Here is a 19,999-nt window from a genome sequence, read left to right on the forward strand (position 1 = left end):
GTCATGCGGCACCTTTGGAGGCTGCGATGGTCGACGCCAGGGTCGAGAGCAGGGCATCGCGGTCGAACTTGGCGATGTAGTCGTTGAAGCCGACCTGCCTGCCGCGCTCGAAATCCTTTTCAGTGGCGTGCGACGACAGCGCCACCATGGGAATCTGGCTCCAGCGGAAGTCGGAGCGGACCGCCTGGGCGAACTCGAAGCCGCTCATGCCCGGCATCTCGATGTCGGAGATGATGGCGTCGAACTCGTCGCCCCGTTCGCGCAGCAGCAGCGCCCGGTCGGCGCTTTCCACCGAGATCACCTCGTAGCCGGCCACCGACAGCAGCGGCGTCAGCAGGTTGCGGAAGAACGGCGAATCGTCCACCAGCAGGATGCGCGGCGCGTGGAAGTCGGGATTGCCGAATTCCTTGTCGTTGCGGCCGAACCAGTCGCCGAACGCCTGCGGCAGGTAATAGCCGGCGTCGATGATGGTGGTCGCCTTGCCGGCGATGACGGCGGTGCCGATGATGCCGGGGCTGCCGGCCGACAGTTCGACCCGCAGGCGGTCCTCGACGATATCGACGATCTCGTCCACCACCAGTCCCATGGTGTGATCCTGGTCCGAGAACACCAGCACCGGCTGGCGGCCCTCGTCGCGGAAGTTCATGACGCCGTCGATGGCGATCAGCGGCATCAGATGGCCGCGATACTGGACCATGGGCTTGCCGTGGCTGTGCTCGATCTCCTGGAGGTCGATCTCTTCCAGGCGGGCGACCAGGGCCAGCGGCACCGCCTTGAGATCCTCGCCGCCGGCGCGGAACACCAGCAGCGAGGTCTTGGCGTCGGCATGGCTCTCGCGCGCCACCTGGGCCTCGGCCGCCTGGGCGTTGCCCAGCAGGCCGGACTCACCGGTGACGCCGGCGATGCCGTTGGGGTCGAGGATCATGATCACCGAGCCGTCGCCCAGGATGGTGTTGCCCGAGAACATGCTGATGTGGCGCAGGATGGGGGCCACCGGCTTGACCACGATTTCCTCGGTGTCGAACACGCGGTCGACGATGATGCCGAAGGTGTAGGTGCCGACCTGGGTGACGACGATGAAGGTCTCCTGCCGCTCCTCGGTGTCCTCGGCCAGCAGCAGCAGCCGCTTCAGCGACACCAGCGGCAGCAGGCGATCGCGCAGGCGCAGCACCGGCGCGTTGTTGATCATCTCGATGCCGTGTTCGGAATTGCCGGTGACCCGAACCAGTTCCAGCACGCTGATCTGCGGGATGGCGAAGCGTTCGGAGGCGCATTCGACGATCAGGGCCGAGACGATGGCCAGCGTCAGCGGAATCTTGATCACGAAGCTCGATCCCTTGCCGGGAACGCTCTTCAGTTCGACGGTGCCGCCGATCTTCTCGATATTGGTGCGGACCACGTCCATGCCGACGCCGCGGCCCGACACGCTGGTGACCTTCTCGGCGGTGGAGAACCCGGCCTTGAAGATGAACTGGTAGATCTGCTGCGGCGTCAGGGCTTCCAACTCGGACTCGGTGGCGAGTCCGTTCTGGATGGCCTTCTGCTTGATGCGATCCAGGTTGAGGCCGCGGCCGTCGTCGGAAATCTCGATGATGATATGGCCGCCCTCGTGATAGGCGTTCAGCACCACCTTGCCGATTTCGGGCTTGCCGATGCGCTTGCGCTCCTCGGTGGGCTCCAGGCCGTGGTCGGCGGAGTTGCGGACCATGTGGGTCAGCGGGTCCTTGATCAGTTCCAGAACCTGGCGGTCGAGTTCGGTGTCGGCGCCCAGCATCTGGAGGTCGATCTTCTTGTTCATTTCGACCGAGAGGTCGCGGACGATGCGCGGCAGCTTGGCCCAGGCGTTGCCGATGGGCTGCATGCGGGTCTTCATCACGCCTTCCTGAAGGTCGGTGGTGATGTGGGACAGGCGTTGCAGCGGCGTGGCGAACTCGCTGTCGTCCTTGCCGCGCACCATCTGCAAGAGCTGGTTGCGGGTCAGGACCAGCTCGGACACCAGGGTCATCAGGTTTTCGAGCAGTTCGACGTTGACGCGGATGGTCTGGGCGGCGACCGCCGATTCCTTGGCCTCGACCGGGGCGCCGGTGACCACGGCGGCGGGGGCCGCGACCGCGGGCGGCTGCGCGGCAGGGACCGGCACGCTGGCGGACGGCGCGGGCTCGTCGTCGGGTTCGGGTTCGGGCGGCGGCGGCGCGGCGGCGGCGACCGGCTCGGGTTCCGGTTGGCGGGCGACCGATTCGAAGGTGGGCATGGGCGGCGGCGGCGGCGGCGGCGGGCCGCCGGCCCGGCCCTCGGCCATGGCGTTCAGTTGGGCGATCAGGTCCTCGTCGCTGCCCTCGGGCTCGCACTCGTTCTGTTCGAGATGGCCGAGGATCAGCTTGATGCGGTCGATGGACTGGAGGATCAGGGTCACCGCGGCGGGGGTGACCTCCAACTCGCCATCGCGGAACTTGCCCAGCACGTTCTCGCCGGCGTGGGCCACATGTTCGAGGCGGGGCAGGCCGAGGAAGCCGCAGGTGCCCTTGATGGTGTGGACCAGACGGAAGATGTTGCCGAGAATCTGGGGATCGTTCGGATTTTGCTCCAGATTCACCAGAGCCACGTCTAGCGTGGAAAGACTCTCCGACGTCTCGGTCAGAAATTCGCTGAGGAGATCATCCATGGTCGACTCCAGTAGGACCCTTCAATCACCATCCAAGGATGGCCCGCAAACTTCCCGCCTAGGCATATTCGTCAAGGCAGCATCGACTAATAGCACGGCCAGGATGGCTTTAGAAGAACCCAAAGCCGGATAAATCCGCTTCCGAAACGAAAAAAGTCAGGCGTCGATTCTGCCGCCTCCGATGGCCGGGTGATAGCGAAGGCGCGCGGACATCGCCTCGGCCAGCCGTCGGGTCAGCCACGCCTGGGCGCCGCGGGGGCCTTCGGGGCGGCGCCCCTCGATCAGGCTGGGGGCGATCTCGGTCCCCAGGCCGGCTCCCTCGCCCTCGAACGTCACCGAGAGGCCGGCGGATTCCGGGGGGGGGAGGGCGCTGACCGTGACCGAGATGGCGCCGCCGCGCGGCAGGCAATCGCGGGCCAGCAGCACCAGGTTCAGCAGCAGCCGCCCGAGGTCGCCATCCAGGCTGCTCCGTTCGCATTGCCAGCGCAGGGCATGGCCGGTTCGTGCTCCCGGCGCCGACGCCTTCAGGTAGGCGGATATCAGATCGCGGACCGTTCCGGCCGGCTGGCCCGGCCCGGACGGTCCCAGGGCGGCGCGGAAAAATTTCAGCCGCGCCACCGCCGCCGCCGCGCTGTCGGCCACCATCCGGGCCGTCTCGGCGTCGAGGCCGTCTTCCAGCAATTCGGCGCCGGCGGCGGTGGCGCCCACCGCCCCGGCCATGTCGTGGCACAGGCGGGCGCACAGCATTTCGGCCAGGATCATGTCGTCCAAGGGAGTCATCGGCGCAGCACCACCACGGTTTCCAGATGGGACGACCAGGGGAACTGGTCGATGGGGGTCGCCTGTTCCACCCGCCAGCCGCCATCGGCCAGCAGGCGCAGGTCGCGGGCCAGGGTGGCGGGGTTGCACGACACCATCACGATGGTATCCGGTCCGCCCCTGGCCTCGGCCGGCTTGGCCAGTTCGGCCGCCTGGGCGCTGGCGCCGGCCCGGGGCGGGTCCAGCACCACGGCGTGGAAGGGGCGCAATTCATGCGGGGCCAGCGGCCGGCGGGCCAGGTCGCGAAGCTCGGTGACGACGGGCAGGCCGAAGCGACGGGCGGCGGTGTCCAGCGCCGCCAGCGGCCCCTGTTCCCCTTCGACGGCATGGACCGGTCCCCGCAGCGACAGCGGCACCGAGAAGCTGCCGCAACCGGCGTAGAGGTCGGCGGCGGCGCGGCCCTCGCCGACGGCGGCGAGCACCCGTTCGACGATGGCCATCTCGCCGCCCCGGGTCGGCTGGAGAAATCCTCCCGGCGGCGGTTCCACCGCCATTCCGGCGAACATCACCTCGGCCGGCCGGCGCCGGGCGATGGGCTCGGCGAAGCCGCCTCCCGGCTTGCGCCAGTGTAGCCGCGCCAGATCGGTGGATTCGGCGAAGGCGGCCAGCCGTTCCCGATCGAACAGGTTCAGCCGGGCGTCGGCCTCCACCAGCAGGTCGATGCCGCCTTCGGTCAGGGTGGCGATCACGTCTCCGCCCGATCCCTCGGCTGCCACCTCGGCCAGCATCGTCCGCAGCGGCGGCAGCAGGGTCATCAGGGCCGGTTCCAGAAGCAGGCAGCGTTCCACGTCGATCACCGTGTGGCTGGCGCGGCCGTTGAAGCCCGCGACCGCTCCCGCCCGGACGCGGGCGAAGGTGAACGAGACGCGGCGACGGCTGGCCGGCGGCACCCGCACCAGCGGCGCGACCGCCACCTCATCGAAGCCGTGGCGGGCCAACTGGGTCAGCAGCAGGTCGCGCTTCCAGTCGGCATAAGCGCCGTCGTCCAGGTGCTGCAACGAACAGCCGCCGCAGCGGCGGTAGTGGGGGCAGGGAGCCTCGACCCGGTCGGCGCCGGGGTCCAGCACCTCGATCAGGCTGGCGGCGAGGCCGTCGCCGCGCCGGCTTTCGACCCGGGCCAGCACCCGGTCGCCGGCCACCGTGAACGGGACGAACACCGCCTCGCCGTCCAGATGGCCGATCCCGTCGCCACGGGCGCCGATGGATTCGATGTCCAGTTCGACCGTCAGGGCCGGCGGGGCCGGGGTGCGGGCCTTGCGAAGCGGATGCCTGGCACGGCGCGACGGCTTTCTCACGGACGGTCTCCCCGGATGCGGGCAAGGTCGGAGACGAAGCGGGAGAAGATGTCGGAGACCCCTTTCTCCATGGCGGTCACCACCGCCTCGATATTCCCCGATGGGGCGGGAGGGCGCGCTTCGTAGGTCTCCAGCAGCAGCAACGAGCCGTCGCGGGCCGAGATCACCGCCAGTTGCAGATCGACCGCCACATCGCCCGTCGCCGGCCGGTGCTCGAAGCGGCGCAGCTTGCCGCGAACGGTCCAGTCGGCCAGAACCCGCAAATCCGGCGTCACCACCCGGCCGGCGGCGCCGGTGGTGGCGAGATGGGCCGCCAGCCGCTCCTGGACCAGCACGCCGGGGGGCTCGCTCCAGTAATCGTAGTTGTAGTGGATCAGCGCGCCGTCTTCCCCGGGCTGAAGGGTGATGGCCCGCTCGGCCAGCACGCCATCGGTGGCGAGGCGTTCCACCTCCACCACGCCGGGCAGCAATGGGGCCGGCAGGCGGGCCGAGGCGGCGGGCCGAAGCCGGTGGAAAGCATCGGGCGGCGGCGCCTGTCCGGCACAGGCGGTGAGGGCGGCGAGAGCGAGGATGGCGAGAAGACGGCGAACATTCATCACTGCAATCCCACTGATTGATTACGCGCTTCCAATTGCCTACTTCCGTGCCGGGCCTTCGTCGCCCCGCTTGGTGCCGCCGATCAGCACGCCGGGATTATCGCGGATCTGGCGGCTGAATTCATGCAGGTTGCGGGTGGTGCCGTCCAGATTGTAGGTCACCGAATCGATGTTGCGCGATACCGCCTGAAGGGTATGACGCAGGTCCTTCAGGCTCTGGTCGATAGTGTCCTTGTTGCCGGTCACCGTCTTGTCCAGCGAGGCCAGCATGGAATCGATCTTGTGCCGGCTTTCCTGCAATCCGGCCGACAATTGCGCCACGTTGGCCAGGGATGCCCTGATCTGCTCGGCATTGGCGTCGGTGATCACCTTGCCGGACAAGGTGCCGGTCATGCGTTCAACATCGGCGGTGATGCGCGGCGTCTTGGCCGCCAGGTCGCTGGCCACAGCGATCAGGTGGCCCATCAGTTCGGGGGCGTGGCGCTCGACGATGGTCCCCAGGGTTCCCACCTGCTGGGTCAGGCTGAACAGCAGGGGCTTCAGGGCGTTCTGGTTGAGGTCGGCGATTTGCCCGGCGACGTCGTTCATCACCGCGAAGATGTTGGCGGCGGGGCCGGCGGCGATGTCGGCGCCCGGGCTCAGCATGTCGGCCGAGCTTCCACCCCTGATGTCCACCGTCACCGCCGCCAGGATGCCCGAGGCGGCGACGCGGGCCACCGAATCCCTGGGGATCTTCCAGTCCCGGCTGACCGCCAGTTCCAGGCGGAAGGCGGTCCTGCCGTCCACCCGCAGCGGTTCGATGGTCTCCACCTGTCCGATGGGGAAGCCTTCGTAGGTGACCTTGGTGCCGTACTTGATGCCGGCGACGTTGTCCATGCGGGTGAAGTAGGAGGCGGTGGCCCCGGTCCGCCCGGTCAGCAGCGCCACCACCACCAGCAGGGCGACCAGCATGGCGAGCACGAAGCCGCCGACCATGACGTAGTTGATCCTGGCGTCCTTCATGTGCGGCGGGCCCCGTCCTGCGGTTTGGAGGCGTCGCCCAGCAGCCGGCGCAGATAAGCGTCGGGGTCCAGCTCGGCGTCCTCGGTGCGGCGATTGAGAAGGTTCTGGATGCGGAGGTCGGTGCTGGCGCGGATGGCCTCGACGGTGTCGAGCGCCAGAACCTTGCCCCGGTCCAGCACGCAGATGCGGTCGGCGATCTTGAAGGTGGAATCCAGGTCGTGGGTCACCACCACGATGCTCATGCCCATGGCGTCGCGCAGCCGCAGGATCAGGTCGTCGATGGACGACGCCACCACCGGGTCGAGACCGGCGGACGGTTCGTCGCAGAACAGCAGTTCCGGGTCCATGACGATGGCCCGCGCCAGGGCGGCGCGCTTGATCATGCCGCCCGACAGCTCGGCCGGCATCAGGTTCTCGAAGCCGGCCAGGCTGACCACCTCCAGTTTCAGGCGGGTCATGATGCCGATGGTGGTCTCGTCCAGGTCGGTGTGCTCGCGCAGCGGCAGGGCGATGTTGTCGCCGATGCTCATGGAGCTGAACAGGGCGCCGGACTGGAAGGCGACGCCGGTGCGGGTGCGCAGCATCTGCCGCTGCATGGGCGTGAGACGCCCCAGGTCCTCGCCCAGGATGCGCACGTTTCCCGAACTGGGCGACAGCAGGCCGAGAAGGTGGTTGAGCAGCGTGGTCTTGCCCGACCCCGAACCGCCCATGATCACCATGATCTCGCCTTTCCTCACCTGAAGGTTCACCCGGTGAAGAATCTGACGGTCGCCGTAATGGGTGTCGAGGTCGGTCACCTCGATGCTGAATTCCCCCGATTGCGACGAACGGCCGGCCATCAGCGCGTCACCATGAAGACGAAGATCATGTCGGTGATGACGATGGCCGAGATGGCCTGGACCACCGAGCGGGTGGTCATGCGGCCGACGCCCTCGGCCCCGCCGGTGACCGAGGCGCCGTTGACCACGCCGACGATGGTGATCAGCACGGCGAAGATGGCGCTTTTGGCCAGCCCGTGCAGCACGTCGTTCATCTTTAGCAGCGACACCACCTCGTCGGCGTAGGCGGTCATGGTGCTGCCCAGTTGCGGCGCGATGTAGAGACCGGCGGCGAACAGGCCCACCAGATCGGCCCACAGGGTCAGGCACGGCAGCATCACCATCATGGACACCAGGGGCGGCGCCACCAGGAACCGCACCGGCGAGATTCCCATGACGGTCAGCGCGTCGATCTCCTGGTTGATGCGCATGGTTCCCAGCCGCGCCGCCAGGGCCGAGCCCGAGCGCCCGGCCACCAGGATGCCGGTGATCAGCGGCGCGAACTCGCGCACGGTCGACATGGCGACCCCCAGGGTGACCCGGGATTCCGCGCCGAACAGCTTCAGCGAATAGATGCCCTGGATGGCCAGCATGATGCCGATGGTGGCCGACAGCACGGTGACGATGGGCAGGGCGCCGATGCCGGTCTCCATGGCCTGCGCGACGATGGGGCGCAGCCGCACCGGCTGGCGGCGGCGACGTCCGGCCACCAGCCAGAACAGGCTTTCGCCCACCAGCATGGCGGCGAAGCCGAATTCGGCCACGCCGGCCGTCACCCGGCGTCCCAGGTGGTCGAGAAACGTCGCCAGACCGTTGCCGCCAGTCCCCCCGGACACGTTCCTAGCCTTTCAACGCGGCCTCGGCCGAATCGGTGATGGTGAACACCCGGTCCAGGCGCGCCAGTTGCAGCACCCGGCGCACCGGATCGCTGAGCGCCGCCAGGACGAAGCGGGTGTTGTTCTTGCGGGCCATCTGATAGGCCTCGACCAGTCCGGCGATGCCGGAGGAATCCACGTAGGTGACGGCCGACAGGTCGACCACCACGTCGCGGCGTTCGAACATCAGTTCCATCAGCCGCTTGCGCAGACCGGCGCTGTGGCTGAGATCCACCTCGCCCGACAGGCTTACCAGGATGATTCCGTCACTGTCGCGGGTCTCGATGTTCATGGCGTGTCGATCCGTTTCACCATTTGCAGCAGGTTGCCGATGCCGGCCGGCGGCGGCAGGAAGTCCACCTGATCCATGACCGAGCGCATCAGGTGGATGCCGAGGCCGCCCGGCCGCACCTCGTCCAGCGGCCTCGGCCTGATCTTAGACACTTCCACCGGAGGCGCGAAGTCCATAAGTCGGATCACCAGCAGATCGTCCTCGCGCCCCACATGGACGACGATGTCGCCGTCGCCGCCCCGATAGGCGTGGCGGATGACGTTCTGGCAGGCCTCGTCCACCGCCAGCACCACGTCCTGGACCAGTCCGGCGGAACAGCCCAGTTCGCGGGCCACCTCGGTCACCTCGGCGCGGATGGTCGCCAGGTTTTCCGGGCGGGCGGAATAGCGGCGCTCGAACACGCCGGCGGCGGCGAGGCGGCGATCCTCCACCACCATCAAGGTGACGTCGTCGCGCAGGCTGCCGATGCCGTCCAGCGAGCGGACCACCGCCTGAAGCCGCTCGTCGGCCGGCATGCCGGCGAAGGCGTCCAGCAGGCGGCGGGCGCCATCGCCGCCCACCATGGCGCCGCCGCCGGCGCGGGCCTCGGTCAGGCCGTCGGTGAACAGGTAAAGGGCGCCGCCATCCAGGTCGACCACGCTTTCGGGACAGCCGTCGGCGAACAGGTCGGGGGCGATTCCCAAGGGCGGCATGCCGTCGTCGACCGGCAGGTATTCGCCGTTCCGGGTGCGCAGCAGCGGCGGCTCGTGCCCGGCATTGGCCAGGATCACCCGGCCGGCGGCGGGATCGAGGATGCCGGCCACCATGGTGACGAACATGCCGGCCAGCCCGGTCTCGTGCAGTTCGGAATCGATGGCGGCCAGCATCCGGCCCGGCCCGTCCTCGCGCTTGGCGAGGCAGCGGAACAGGCTGGCGGTCTTGGTCATCAGCAACGAGGCGTTCATGCCCTTGCCGGACACGTCGCCGATGGCGAAGGCGATGCGGCCGTCCCTCAGCGGCAAAATCTCGTAGAAGTCCCCCGACACGCCCCGGGCCGGCAGATTGACGCCGTGAATGGGAGATGCGGCCGGCTGCGGCGGCGGCAGCATCGCCCGCTGAATCTCGGAAGCCAGGGCGATCTCGCGCCGGAACGCTTCCTGTTCGGCCATGCCGGCCACCAGCCGGGTATTGATCAGCGCCAGCGCCGACGACATGGCCAGCGCGCGCAGCAACTGGCCGTCGGCGCTGGTGAAGCTTTGCCCGTCGGTCTTGTTGAACAGTTCGATGGCGCCCAGCTTCTGGCCGCGGAACGACATGGGGGCGCACAGGATGGAGCGGGTGACGAAGCCGGTGGCCTCGTCCACCGTCACCGCGAAATCGGGGTCGAAGCGGGCGTCGCGCACCAGTTGCGGAGTGTCGAGGTCGATGGAGCGCCAGACGATGCCGCGCCCCGGCGCCAGCCGCAGCCCCAGGACCTCGGTGGGGCCGATGCAGGCGTGGCAGACCAGGTCACCACTGTCTTGTTCCAGCAGGAACAGCGAGGCGGCCTCGGCCCCCAGCCGTTCGCACACCCGCTTCAGGCCGAGATGCAAGATGGCCTCGATATCGTGCGATTGGGCGAAATCGCTGGTCATCTCGATGATCAGGTCGAGATGGCCGGAGGCGGAGGTCTGGACCGGCGGTTGCGTCATGGCCCCATCATGACCCGAAGCGGAGCCCCTGCCAAATCCATAAGGCGTCGGCGGCGATTATTACAGGCGGGTGAATTTACGTCCTCGCGGCCGCGGGCTCGTTGACTCCGCGCCCCGCTCCGACGCTCAATTCCGCCGGGGAAGAAGGGGGAGTGTGCGGCGCAACGGAGTGGCGTGATGAGACCCTACCGGAATGGCGAGATGTCGCGTCCCCACCAGGGGGCGGACCTGACGGTGGGGGGCTGGCGCGAGTCCCTGGCGGGACTCGACATGGCGTTCCAGCCCATCGTCAACATTCACTCCGGCGCCTGCTACGGCTACGAGGCGCTGCTGCGCGGCACCGAGCGGCTGGGCTTCGCCTCCATCGCCGATTTTCTCGACGGCTGCCACGCCATGGGCATCCTGGCCGAGGTCGAACTGGCCCTTCAGGAACTGGCCCTGGCCAAGTTCGCCACCTTGCCGCACCATTCCCAGGTCAAGCTGTTCATCAATATCGACAACCGCACCCTGGACGCCGGCGGCGCCCTGCCCCGGCTGTCGCGGGCCATGGCCGAGCGGGCCGGCATCGCCGAATCGGCGGTGACCTTCGAAATCTCGGAACGCCATCCCCTGGGCCAGCCCGACGACGCCGTCGCCATCTTCCGCCAGTACAAGCGCCAGGGTTTCCGTCTGGCCATCGACGATTTCGGCACCGGATTCTCCGGGCTGCAACTGCTGTACTTTTCCGAGCCCGACGTCCTGAAGATCGACCGGTTCTTCATCGCCGACATCGCCGAGGACGCCAAGAAGAAGGTGTTTCTGGCCCATATCGTCAACATCGCCCACCTGCTGGGGGTGGTGGTGGTGGCCGAGGGCGTCGAGACCGAGCGGGAGTTCTTCACCTGCAAGGAAATCGGCTGCGATCTGGTCCAGGGCTGGCTGGTGCAGTTGCCGGCCACCGACGTGTCGCTACTGACGCCGTACAGCGAGGCCATCGCCGACCTGGCGCGTCGCGAGCGGCGCTCGCCGACGTCGGATCATCACATCATCGCCGACCAGATCGCCCGGCCGGAGCCGGTTCCCCTCGGCTCCACCATGGAGGCGGTGTTCGAGCGCTTCCGCGCCGACAAGTCGGCCACCTTCTTTCCGGTGGTGGATCAGGCCGGCCAACCGGTCGGCATCGTGCGCGAGAAGGAACTGAAGGATTACACCTACTCTCCCTACGGCAAGGAACTGATCGCCAACAAGGCGTTCGGCCGCTCGCTCAAGGATTTCGTCGTCCGCTGTCCCATGGCCGACATCAACAGCAAGGCGGAACAGGTCCTGGAGGCCTATTCGGCGGTGCAGGGGTCCGAGGGCATCCTGATCGTCGACGCCACCCGCTATGTGGGGTTCCTGTCGGCCCATTCGCTGCTGAGAGTGATCAACGAGAAGAATCTGGCCGCCGCCCGCGACCAGAACCCGCTGTCCAGGCTGCCCGGCAACACCGTCATCCTGGAATGGGTGTCGCGGGCCCTGGAGGCGGCGGAACAGGCATATTCAATGGTCTATTTCGACTTCGACAACTTCAAGCCGTTCAACGACAAATACGGATTCCGGCTGGGCGATCGCGCCATCTTGCTGTTCGCCGAGTCGCTGTCGCGCGCCACCAACCGCGTCGGCGGCTTTGCCGGCCATATCGGCGGCGATGATTTCTTCGCCGGCTTCCGGACCACCGACACCGAGGCGGTCATGACGATCTGCCGCGATCTGGTGGAGGGATTCGGCCGCGACGTCGAGAGCTTCTACGACGACGAGACCCGCCAGCGCGGCCATATCGCGGGCAAGGACCGCCTGGGCAATCCCGCCACCTTTCCCCTGATGACGGTCAGCGCCGTGGTGGTGCACCTGCCCGCCGGGCGGCGTTCGCGCACCATCGACGAGATCAGCCGGTTGATTTCGTCCATGAAGACGGTGGCGAAGACCTCGCCGGATCACATGGCGTCGGCCACTCCGGCCGACGACGATTCCCCGTCCTGATCACCGCCGCCGCCCGCCGCCGCCTTGAACAGCGGCAAGTCGCGCAGTGCTCTGGCGGCGGCGTCGAAGTTCAGGCCGTCGATGTCGGCCTTCACGCCGGCGAAGGCGGCGGCATCGTCGCCGGCCAACATGGCCGCCACCTCCTGCCCCTTGTCCATGGCGCCAAGGTCGTTGCGCGACAGCAATTCGGCCAGTTGGCGCAGGCCGTCGGCGATCAGGCCGGCATCGGTGGCGGCGGACGCGGGGGCCGGGGATGAAGCCGCCGAGGCGGTTTCCAACTCGCCGAGGCCGTCGACGACGCGGGACAGTTCGGCCAGGAATCCTTCCTTGGCCTGGATCGCCTCGTCCCGCTTTTCCATCTTCAGCGCCATTTCCAGGACCCGGCTGCACTCGTAGAGCGCCTGGGCGCCGATATTCCCCGCCACGCCCTTGACGGTATGGGCCAGCGCGGCGGCTTCGTCCCAGCGTCCGGCCCGCATGGCTTCGTCCATGCGAAGGGCGCCGCCGCCGTAGCGCTGGCGGAAGTCCAGCAGCAGCTTGCGGTACAGGCCGGCATTGCCCATCACCCGCGCCAGTCCGGCCTGGGTGTCGATCCCCGGAAGCGCGGCGGGCAGCGCCTCGGCCAGGGGAGCGGCGGCGGCCGGTTCGGCCGGGGCGGCGTTTCGCCGGGCTGGCGGGCGGTCGCGCAGGCAGGCCGACAGGACCCGCAGCAGGGTTTCCGGTTCGATCGGCTTGGCGACATGGTCGTTCATGCCGGCGGCAAGGCAGCGCTCGCGCTCCTCGGCCAGGGCGTGGGCGGTCATGGCCACGATGGGCAGGCCGGTGAAGCGGTCATCGGCGCGGATGCGGCGGGTGGCCTCGATACCGTCCATCACCGGCATCTGGATGTCCATCAGTACGGCGTCGTAGCCGTCGGGGCCGGCGGCGTCCAGGGCCATCAGCGCTTCCTCGCCGTTATTGGCCACCTCGACTCCGACCTTCCAGTAGCCGAGAATTTCGGCGGCAACCTGCTGGTTGATCTCGTGATCCTCGACCAGCAGGACATGGCGGCCGTTGACCGCATCCAGGTCGGCATCGTCGGGGCCGTGGCCGACGGCCGACGATTCGGCGTAAAGGTCAGGGATGTGACCGCCGGCGGCCAGGGTCATCATGGTGTCGAACAGCAGCGATGGGTTGACCGGCTTGACCAGCAGGCTGTCGATGGCCGAGACGGCCCCGCCTTGCTCCATCACCTCCTCGCGGTCGCTGGCGGTGACCATGATGATGACCGGCGTGACCTGGAGGGAATCGCTGTCCTTGATGCGTTTCGACGCTTCCAGGCCGTCCATCACCGGCATGCGCCAATCCATCAGCACCACCTTGTAGGGAGGTTCGCCGGCGGCGTCGGCCCGCATGATCTCGGCGATGGCGGCCTGACCGTCCTCCGCCTCGCTGACCTGGCATTCCAGGCTGCGCAGCATTTCCCCCAGGACGGCGCGGGTGGTGGCGTTGTCGTCGGCGACCATGACCCTGGCTCCGCGCAGGTCCTGCCAGCGGGGCGGGGCGGCGGCGCTGCCGGCCGGAATGTCGAGAAGGGCGGTGAAGCTGAAGGTGCTGCCCTTGCCGTGCTCGCTGGTCACCCAGATGCGTCCGCCCATCAGTTCGACCAAGCGGCGGCAGATGCTGAGACCCAGGCCGGTGCCGCCGAACTGCCGCGTGGTCGAGGCGTCGGCCTGGCTGAACGGTTCGAACAGGCGGGCCGCCTGTTCCCCGGTCAGGCCGATGCCGGTGTCGCGGACGGAGAACAGCAGCCGGGCCTTGCCGTCGACGATGGCCTCCAGGGCGACCCGGACCACCACCTCGCCCACATGGGTGAACTTGATGGCGTTGGTGCACAGGTTGGTCATCACCTGGGACAGTCGCAGGGGGTCGCCGATCACCCGCTGGGGCAGATCGCCCGAGGTGGCGAAGACGATTTCCAGCCCCTTCTCCTCGGCCCGGCGGGTGATCAGGGCGGCGACGTCATCGAGCACGTCGGTGATCGAGAATTCGATTTCCTCGAATTCCAGGCGCCCGGCCTCGATCTTGGAAAAGTCGAGGATGTCGTTGATGATGCCCAGCAGGGTCTGCGAGGCATTCTGGATCTTGACGAGATAGTCGCGCTGGCGGGCGTCGAGCCCGGTGCGCAGGACCAGCCCGGACAGGCCGATGATGGCGTTCATCGGCGTGCGGATTTCGTGGCTCATGTTGGCGAGGAAGGCGCTTTTGGCCTGATTGGCCCGGTCCGCCTCGTCGCGCGCCAGGGACAGCGCCTCCTCGCGCTGGCGGATGGCCTCGACGAAATAGCCCAGGCTGTGGGCCATGTCGGTGATTTCGTCCCGGCCCTCGGCGGGAATCGGTACGGCGATGCCGCGGGCGTGGCTGCCCATGGCCTCTTGCAGCCGCAGCAGGCGGCGGACGACGCGGCGGTTGACGTAGAGCACCACCAGCAGGCCGACGAGGATGGCCGCGCCCATCACCGCGTAGAGCAGGGCGGTGTCGCGGGCGATGAAGCGGGAGAACGATTCCCGGTCGGCGCTTGTCTCGCGCTCCAACTCGGCGAACAGATTGGCGGCCGACAGCGAAAAGCGCGACATCAGGTTGTCGTTGCGCCGCAGCAACCCCTTGACCCTGCCGTCCACCCCCAGCCAGCGGCGGCGGAGGTCGAAGATGCTGCCCTCGCCCTCGGCCATGCGGCGCAGGTCGGCGGCCGCCTGCCTGATCCGGGGAGGCAAGGCGGTTCCGGCGGCCGATTCCAGCACCTTGACCGCTTCCTGCTCGACGAGGTCCAGTTCGTGCTCGCGGGTGATGCTCAGCGCCCGGCTCATCAGGGTGATGCCGCGCTCCAGCGCCCACGGGACGCCGTCGCCGGTTTCGCCGCCCATCCGGCCGATGGTCTGGGAAAACACGTCGAGCCGGCGGGTGGCCCCGGCCATGGCCTCTTCAATCTCGATGCGCTGGCCGACCACCGTCACCAGCTGATCCAGATTGGCCGACATGGCGTCTCGATGCTGGGCCAGTTCCCGGCGCGCGGTCTCGCTGACATCTTGTTCGTCCAGATCGTCGAAGGCGCGCCCCAGCACCGCCAACTGGTCGTTGATGACCTCGCGCTTGCGGCGGAGTTCGAACTGGCCGGCGGCGGTGGACAGGCTGAGGCCGCTTTCCGACAGGGCCTCGCTGCGCTGGACCAGACGGGCGACGACGACCAGCCGGCCCATCTGGGTATCGGCGATGTGGCTGAACCCCTGTTCGAAGCGCTGGGCGCCGACCAGGGCCACCAGGGCGGCGGCGACCGTCATGGCGACGACCGTCAGCAGTCCCAGGGTCAGGCGAGAGGCGAAACCGAACCGCATGGTGATTGTTCCCCCCGGACGGCGTCAGCGGAACGGCGGCGACCACAGGACGCCGCCATTGCCGGACAGGGCGTTCTGGCCGCGCTCGATTCCCAGGACCTTGGTCAGGTTGCGGGCGTAAATCTCGCCGTAATTGCCCACCTGTTCGATGACGCGCACCGCCCAGTCCTTCTCCAGGCCCAGTCGCGCCCCCGTGTCGCCCTCCAGCCCCAGCAACCGGCGGACCTCGGGATCGGAGCTGTTGAGGTGGCCGCGCACGTTGACCGAGGTGATCCCCAGTTCCTCGGCGGCGATGGTGGCGAGCACGGTCCAGCGGACCACGTCCTCCCACTGGCGGTCATCCTTCAGGACCACCGGCGACAGCGGCTCGCGGGTGACGCGCTCGGGCAGGAAGACGTATTCGGCCGGGTTGGGGGCCAGTTGCTGGCGCAGCGAGGCCAGGATGATTCCGTCGGTGCTGACCGCCTCGCACTGGCGGTCGAAGAAGGCGGCGAACGATCCCTGGATCGAGGAATATTCCTGGATCTTGAGCCCGAGATTCCTTGCCTTGTCGACCCGCTTCAACCCTCCCACCGAGGTGGCGTGGTTGACCACGCACACCCGGCGGCCCTTCAACTGGTCCAGGCCGCCGATGCCGCTGTTGCGCTGCACCAGGAAGCCCTGGCCGTCCATCAGGACGGTGGCGGGAAAGGCCAGCCCGCCCAGGTCGCGCTCCAGGGTCCAGGTCGACGCCTCGGACAGGAGGTCCACCGCCTTCTGGCGCAGGGCGTCGAAACGGTCGACGCTTGAAACCGAGATGAAATCGACCGCGCGGGCGTTGCCCAGGGTGGCGGCGGCGAAGGCGCGGCAGAAATCGGTGTAGAATCCGGCCCATTGGCCGTTCTCGTTCATGGCGGTCAACGCCGGGCCGTATTCATTGACGCCGCAACGGACCACCCCCCGCGCCTTGATCTCGTCCAGGGTTCCGGCGGCGGCCCGGTCCGGGGCGGCGGTCAGCCCCAGGATCAAGCCGACGACGGCAAGCGCCCATATCCACCGATTTCCCCTCAGCATTCGTCCGGCTCCTCTGTTCCGCATTGGATTTCGACACGGTCGCGGCCATTTCCCGGCAGACCTCGGAACCGGACATGGCGAAGAACGGAGACTCCAGGTCCGACAGCGGTTCCGCCAGCGTCCGGATATCGCTGGCCGAGCCGTCAACGATCAGCATGCCGGTTCGCCGCGTCATCCCCGCCTTGGCCGCATGTTCGAAAACATCTGTTCCGCAGGATAGCCCTCAACGATATAAAGCCAAATGACTTCTTCCTCGTTCCAGGAATATTCCGGCATGGGCGATGCGTTCGATTGGCCGGGGGGGGATTGTCCGGAGTCGTCCGGAATGCCGGCCGACAACGACCTGCCGGCGGGTGGGGGAGGGCGACAATGACTGATCCGATTCAAATGCTGATCGTCGACGACGAACCGGCCAATATCCAGATCCTGCATGCGGCCGTCGGCGGCCTGGGTCCGGTTCGCTTCGCCCGTTCGGGAGAGCAGGCGCTGAAACTGGCCCGGGATGCCCCGCCGGATGTCGTCCTGCTGGACGTGGTGATGCCGGAACAGGACGGATTCCAGGTCACCCGGGCGCTGCGGAGCGATCCGCTGACCGCCAAGGTGATGGTGATGCTGGTTTCGGCCACCTGCGGCGACGCCGACGTCGACCGCGGCCTGGAATGCGGCGCAGACGATTTTCTTGCCAAGCCGGCTCCGCCGGCCCTGGTGCGGCAGCGTGTCCGGCTGCTGGCGGAACTGGCGTGGCGGCGGCGGGAATAGGGCGGCTTCATGGAAACGGCGAGGGACAACGACAAGGCGCTGATCCTGGTGGTGGACGACGATCCCGCCAACATCCTGATTCTGTCCGGGACGCTGCGGCCCGAACACGACGTGACCTTCGCCACCGACGCCGCCAAGGCCCTCGACCTTGCCGCGGCGTCCCTGCCGCACCTTATCCTGCTCGATGTCATGATGCCCGGCATGGACGGCTACGAAGTGTGCCGGCGCCTGAAGGCGGACCCGCTGACCGCGGATATTCCCGTCATCTTCATCACCAGCCTGGAGGACAAGGAATCCGAGGTTCGCGGCCTGGAATGCGGGGCGGTGGACTACATCCCAAAGCCGTTCAATCCGCCGGTGGTGCGGGTGCGGGTCCGCAATCATCTGGAGGTGGTGCGTGCCCGCACCCGCCTGCGCCGCATCAACCAGGACCTGGAGGAAGCCAGCCGCATGGTGGCTTCCGGCATCCGCTACGCCAGCCGCATCCAGGGCGCGCTGTTGCCGGACATGGAGCGGGTGCGCGCCCACATGGCCGAGGTCGTGGCGCTATGGCGGCCGTTCGACGTGGTCGGCGGCGATTTCTATTGGGCGGACAGCGATGGCCGGACCAGCGTTTTCGCCTTGATCGACTGCACCGGGCACGGCGTTCCCGGCGCCTTCATGGCGGTGGTGGCCGCCGCCAGCCTGTCGCAGGTGCTGCGCGACCATCGCCATGCCGGACCGGCGGCGATCCTGGCGGAACTCAACCGCGCCTTTCGCGACCTCTTGCGGCAGGAACCCCGTTCGCAGGCGTGCGACGACGGCTTCGACGCCGCCGTCTGCGTCGTCGACACGGCGGCGGGGACGCTGAGCTTCGCCGGCGCCAACATGCATGTCCTGGTCGGCGGCGACGGCGGGGTGGAGTTGGTGCGCGGCGACCGCATCGGATTGGGATACGGCGATTCGCCGGTCCAGGTCGGCCTGTCGACCCGAACCATTCCGCTGCGGCCGGGTGGGGCGTTCTATCTCTATACCGACGGCGTCACCGACAACATGGGCGGCGACGGCGTCCGGCGGCAGCTGTTCGGCTGGCGGCGGCTGGCGGCGGAGCTGGAACGGAGTCGCGCCCTTTCCCTGCCGGAGCAGATCCGGTGTCTGGAAGACCGCCTGGAGCAATGGCGGGGCGACGAACCGCAACGCGACGACATGACCTTGCTGGCGTTCCGACCCCTTTCCCGCCCGTCTCCGCCGGGAGGGACGCCGTAGCCGCCAAGACGCCGGAATCAATCGGTCTTGTAGTTCGGCGCTTCCTTGGTGATGGCCACGTCGTGGACATGGCTTTCGCGCAGGCCGGCCGAGGTGATGCGGCGGAAGGTGCAGCGGCTCTGCATTTCCTCGATGGTGGCGTTGCCGGTATAGCCCATGCCGGCGCGCAGGCCGCCGATCAGCTGGTGGATGACGGTGCTGACCGGCCCCTTGTAGGGAACCCGGCCCTCGACGCCTTCCGGCACCAGCTTCAGCTTGTCGTTGACCTCGGACTGGAAGTAGCGGTCGGCCGAGCCGCGCGCCATGGCGCCGATGGAGCCCATGCCGCGATAGGACTTGTACGAACGGCCCTGGAACAGGAACACCTCGCCGGGGCTTTCCTCGGTGCCGGCGAACAGCGACCCGATCATCACGCAATCGGCGCCGGCGGCGATGGCCTTGGACAGGTCGCCGGAATACTTGATGCCGCCGTCGGCGATGACCATGACGCCATGCTTGTGGGCCACCTCGGCCACTTCCATGATGGCGGAAAGCTGCGGCACCCCGACGCCGGCCACCATGCGGGTGGTGCAGATGGTGCCGGGACCGATGCCGACCTTGACCGCGTCGGCGCCAGCGCCGATCAGCGCCTTGGCGGCTTCGGGGGTGGCGATGTTGCCGCCCACCACCTGGACGGCGGGCGAGGCCGTCTTGATCTCGGCGATGGCGTCGACGACGCCGCGGGAATGGCCGTGGGCGGTGTCGACGACGATGACGTCGACCTCGGCCTCGATCAGCGCCATGGCCCGGGCGAAGCCGTCGGGGCCGACTCCGGTGGCGGCGGCGACGCGCAGGCGGCCCTTCTCGTCCTTGGCGGCGGTGGGGTGGGCCTGGGCCTTCTCGATATCCTTCACCGTCACCAGGCCGATGCAGCGGTATTCCGAATCAACCACCAGCAATTTCTCGATGCGGTGCTGGTGCAAAAGCCGCTTGGCCTCGTCCTTGCTGACGCCTTCGCGCACGGTGACCAACTGATCCTTGGTCATCAGCTGGTAGACCGGCTGGCTGGCGTCGGAGGCGAAACGGACGTCGCGGTTGGTCAGGATGCCCACCAGCTTGCCCGAACCGCGCTCGACCACCGGAATGCCGGAAATCTTGTAATCGGCCATCAGGGCCAGGGCGTCGGCCAGCGGCTGGTCGGGGTGGATGGTCAGCGGATTGACCACCATGCCGGATTCGAATTTCTTGACCTTGCGGACCTCGGCGGCCTGGGCGGCGATGTCCAGATTCTTGTGGATCACGCCGATGCCGCCATGCTGGGCCAGGGCGATGGCCAAGCGGCTTTCGGTTACGGTGTCCATGGCGGCCGACAGCAGCGGGATGCCGAGTTCGATCGACCGGGTGAGGCGGGTGCGGGTGCTCGCCTGGGCGGGCAGGACGCTCGATTCCGCCGGAACCAGCAGAACGTCGTCGAACGTGAGGGCTTCCTTGATGACCATGCCACCTCCAACGGGGAACGGGGTGTGGCGCGACATCATACACATCCCGGCGCGGCTCTCAAGGGT

General features: G+C 67.9%; 15 protein-coding genes. 3 read left to right on the forward strand and 12 right to left on the reverse strand.

Going from position 1 to position 19,999, the window contains the following annotated elements:
- Window position 1: 1 nt before the first annotated feature.
- The 9 genes from MTBSS4_RS05295 to MTBSS4_RS05335 all read right to left on the reverse strand — a co-directional run bounded on the left by MTBSS4_RS05295 (window position 2) and on the right by MTBSS4_RS05335 (window position 10,029).
- Window positions 2–2,662, reverse strand: coding sequence for a chemotaxis protein CheW (locus tag MTBSS4_RS05295; RefSeq protein ID WP_173982357.1), 2,661 nt, complete (start codon window positions 2,660–2,662; stop codon window positions 2–4).
- Between the two features lie 156 nt (window positions 2,663–2,818).
- Window positions 2,819–3,442 (reverse strand): histidine phosphotransferase family protein, encoded by a 624-nt coding sequence (locus MTBSS4_RS05300; RefSeq protein WP_173982358.1) that lies wholly within the window; start codon window positions 3,440–3,442, stop codon window positions 2,819–2,821.
- Complete coding sequence (locus MTBSS4_RS05305; RefSeq protein WP_173982359.1) at window positions 3,439–4,776, reverse strand: class I SAM-dependent RNA methyltransferase; 1,338 nt, start codon at window positions 4,774–4,776, stop codon at window positions 3,439–3,441. Before MTBSS4_RS05305 ends, MTBSS4_RS05300 begins: the two co-directional genes overlap by 4 nt.
- Window positions 4,773–5,372 (reverse strand): ABC-type transport auxiliary lipoprotein family protein, encoded by a 600-nt coding sequence (locus tag MTBSS4_RS05310; protein ID WP_173982360.1) that lies wholly within the window; start codon window positions 5,370–5,372, stop codon window positions 4,773–4,775. Before MTBSS4_RS05310 ends, MTBSS4_RS05305 begins: the two co-directional genes overlap by 4 nt.
- A 39-nt stretch (window positions 5,373–5,411) precedes the next feature.
- Window positions 5,412–6,374, reverse strand: a complete 963-nt coding sequence (locus MTBSS4_RS05315; protein ID WP_173982361.1) for an MlaD family protein — start codon at window positions 6,372–6,374, stop codon at window positions 5,412–5,414.
- On the reverse strand, window positions 6,371–7,213 hold the full coding sequence (locus MTBSS4_RS05320) for an ABC transporter ATP-binding protein (protein WP_173982362.1): 843 nt from the start codon (window positions 7,211–7,213) through the stop codon (window positions 6,371–6,373). The genes MTBSS4_RS05315 and MTBSS4_RS05320 overlap by 4 nt, the downstream gene beginning before the upstream one ends.
- Window positions 7,213–8,028, reverse strand: a complete 816-nt coding sequence (locus MTBSS4_RS05325) for an ABC transporter permease (RefSeq protein ID WP_254432390.1) — start codon at window positions 8,026–8,028, stop codon at window positions 7,213–7,215. The genes MTBSS4_RS05320 and MTBSS4_RS05325 overlap by 1 nt, the downstream gene beginning before the upstream one ends.
- A 4-nt stretch (window positions 8,029–8,032) precedes the next feature.
- Window positions 8,033–8,359 carry an STAS domain-containing protein gene (locus tag MTBSS4_RS05330; protein ID WP_173982363.1) on the reverse strand — a complete coding sequence of 109 codons (327 nt, stop codon included), beginning with the start codon at window positions 8,357–8,359 and terminating at the stop codon, window positions 8,033–8,035.
- Complete coding sequence (locus MTBSS4_RS05335) at window positions 8,356–10,029, reverse strand: SpoIIE family protein phosphatase (protein WP_173982364.1); 1,674 nt, start codon at window positions 10,027–10,029, stop codon at window positions 8,356–8,358. Before MTBSS4_RS05335 ends, MTBSS4_RS05330 begins: the two co-directional genes overlap by 4 nt.
- Before the next feature lie 177 nt (window positions 10,030–10,206).
- Here MTBSS4_RS05335 and MTBSS4_RS05340 point away from each other — a divergent pair, with 177 nt between their 5' ends.
- Complete coding sequence (locus MTBSS4_RS05340) at window positions 10,207–12,027, forward strand: GGDEF domain-containing protein (protein ID WP_254432391.1); 1,821 nt, start codon at window positions 10,207–10,209, stop codon at window positions 12,025–12,027.
- On the opposite strand, the gene MTBSS4_RS05345 is transcribed toward MTBSS4_RS05340, so the two are convergent.
- Window positions 11,982–15,398, reverse strand: coding sequence for a response regulator (locus MTBSS4_RS05345; RefSeq protein WP_173982365.1), 3,417 nt, complete (start codon window positions 15,396–15,398; stop codon window positions 11,982–11,984). The two genes, MTBSS4_RS05340 and MTBSS4_RS05345, sit on opposite strands and share 46 nt — an antisense overlap.
- 24 nt (window positions 15,399–15,422) lie before the next feature.
- Window positions 15,423–16,451, reverse strand: coding sequence for an amino acid ABC transporter substrate-binding protein (locus tag MTBSS4_RS05350; RefSeq protein WP_173982366.1), 1,029 nt, complete (start codon window positions 16,449–16,451; stop codon window positions 15,423–15,425).
- A 369-nt stretch (window positions 16,452–16,820) separates the two neighbouring features.
- On the opposite strand from MTBSS4_RS05350, the gene MTBSS4_RS05355 reads away from it, so the two are divergent.
- Both MTBSS4_RS05355 and MTBSS4_RS05360 read left to right on the forward strand, forming a co-directional pair.
- Entirely contained in the window at window positions 16,821–17,210 is a 390-nt protein-coding gene (locus MTBSS4_RS05355) for a two-component system response regulator (RefSeq protein ID WP_173982367.1), read from the forward strand.
- Window positions 17,211–17,219: 9 nt separating this feature from the next.
- Window positions 17,220–18,455, forward strand: coding sequence for a SpoIIE family protein phosphatase (locus MTBSS4_RS05360; protein WP_173982368.1), 1,236 nt, complete (start codon window positions 17,220–17,222; stop codon window positions 18,453–18,455).
- A gap of 17 nt (window positions 18,456–18,472) precedes the next feature.
- Here the strand turns inward: MTBSS4_RS05360 and guaB are convergent, their stop codons facing one another.
- Window positions 18,473–19,933: an IMP dehydrogenase gene (gene guaB, locus MTBSS4_RS05365; protein ID WP_173982369.1), complete on the reverse strand. Its 1,461-nt coding sequence runs from the start codon at window positions 19,931–19,933 to the stop codon at window positions 18,473–18,475.
- Window positions 19,934–19,999: the final 66 nt, after the last annotated feature.

Source organism: Magnetospirillum sp. SS-4, assembly GCF_902729425.1.
In the GTDB taxonomy this organism is placed as follows: Bacteria; Pseudomonadota; Alphaproteobacteria; order Rhodospirillales; family Magnetospirillaceae; genus Phaeospirillum.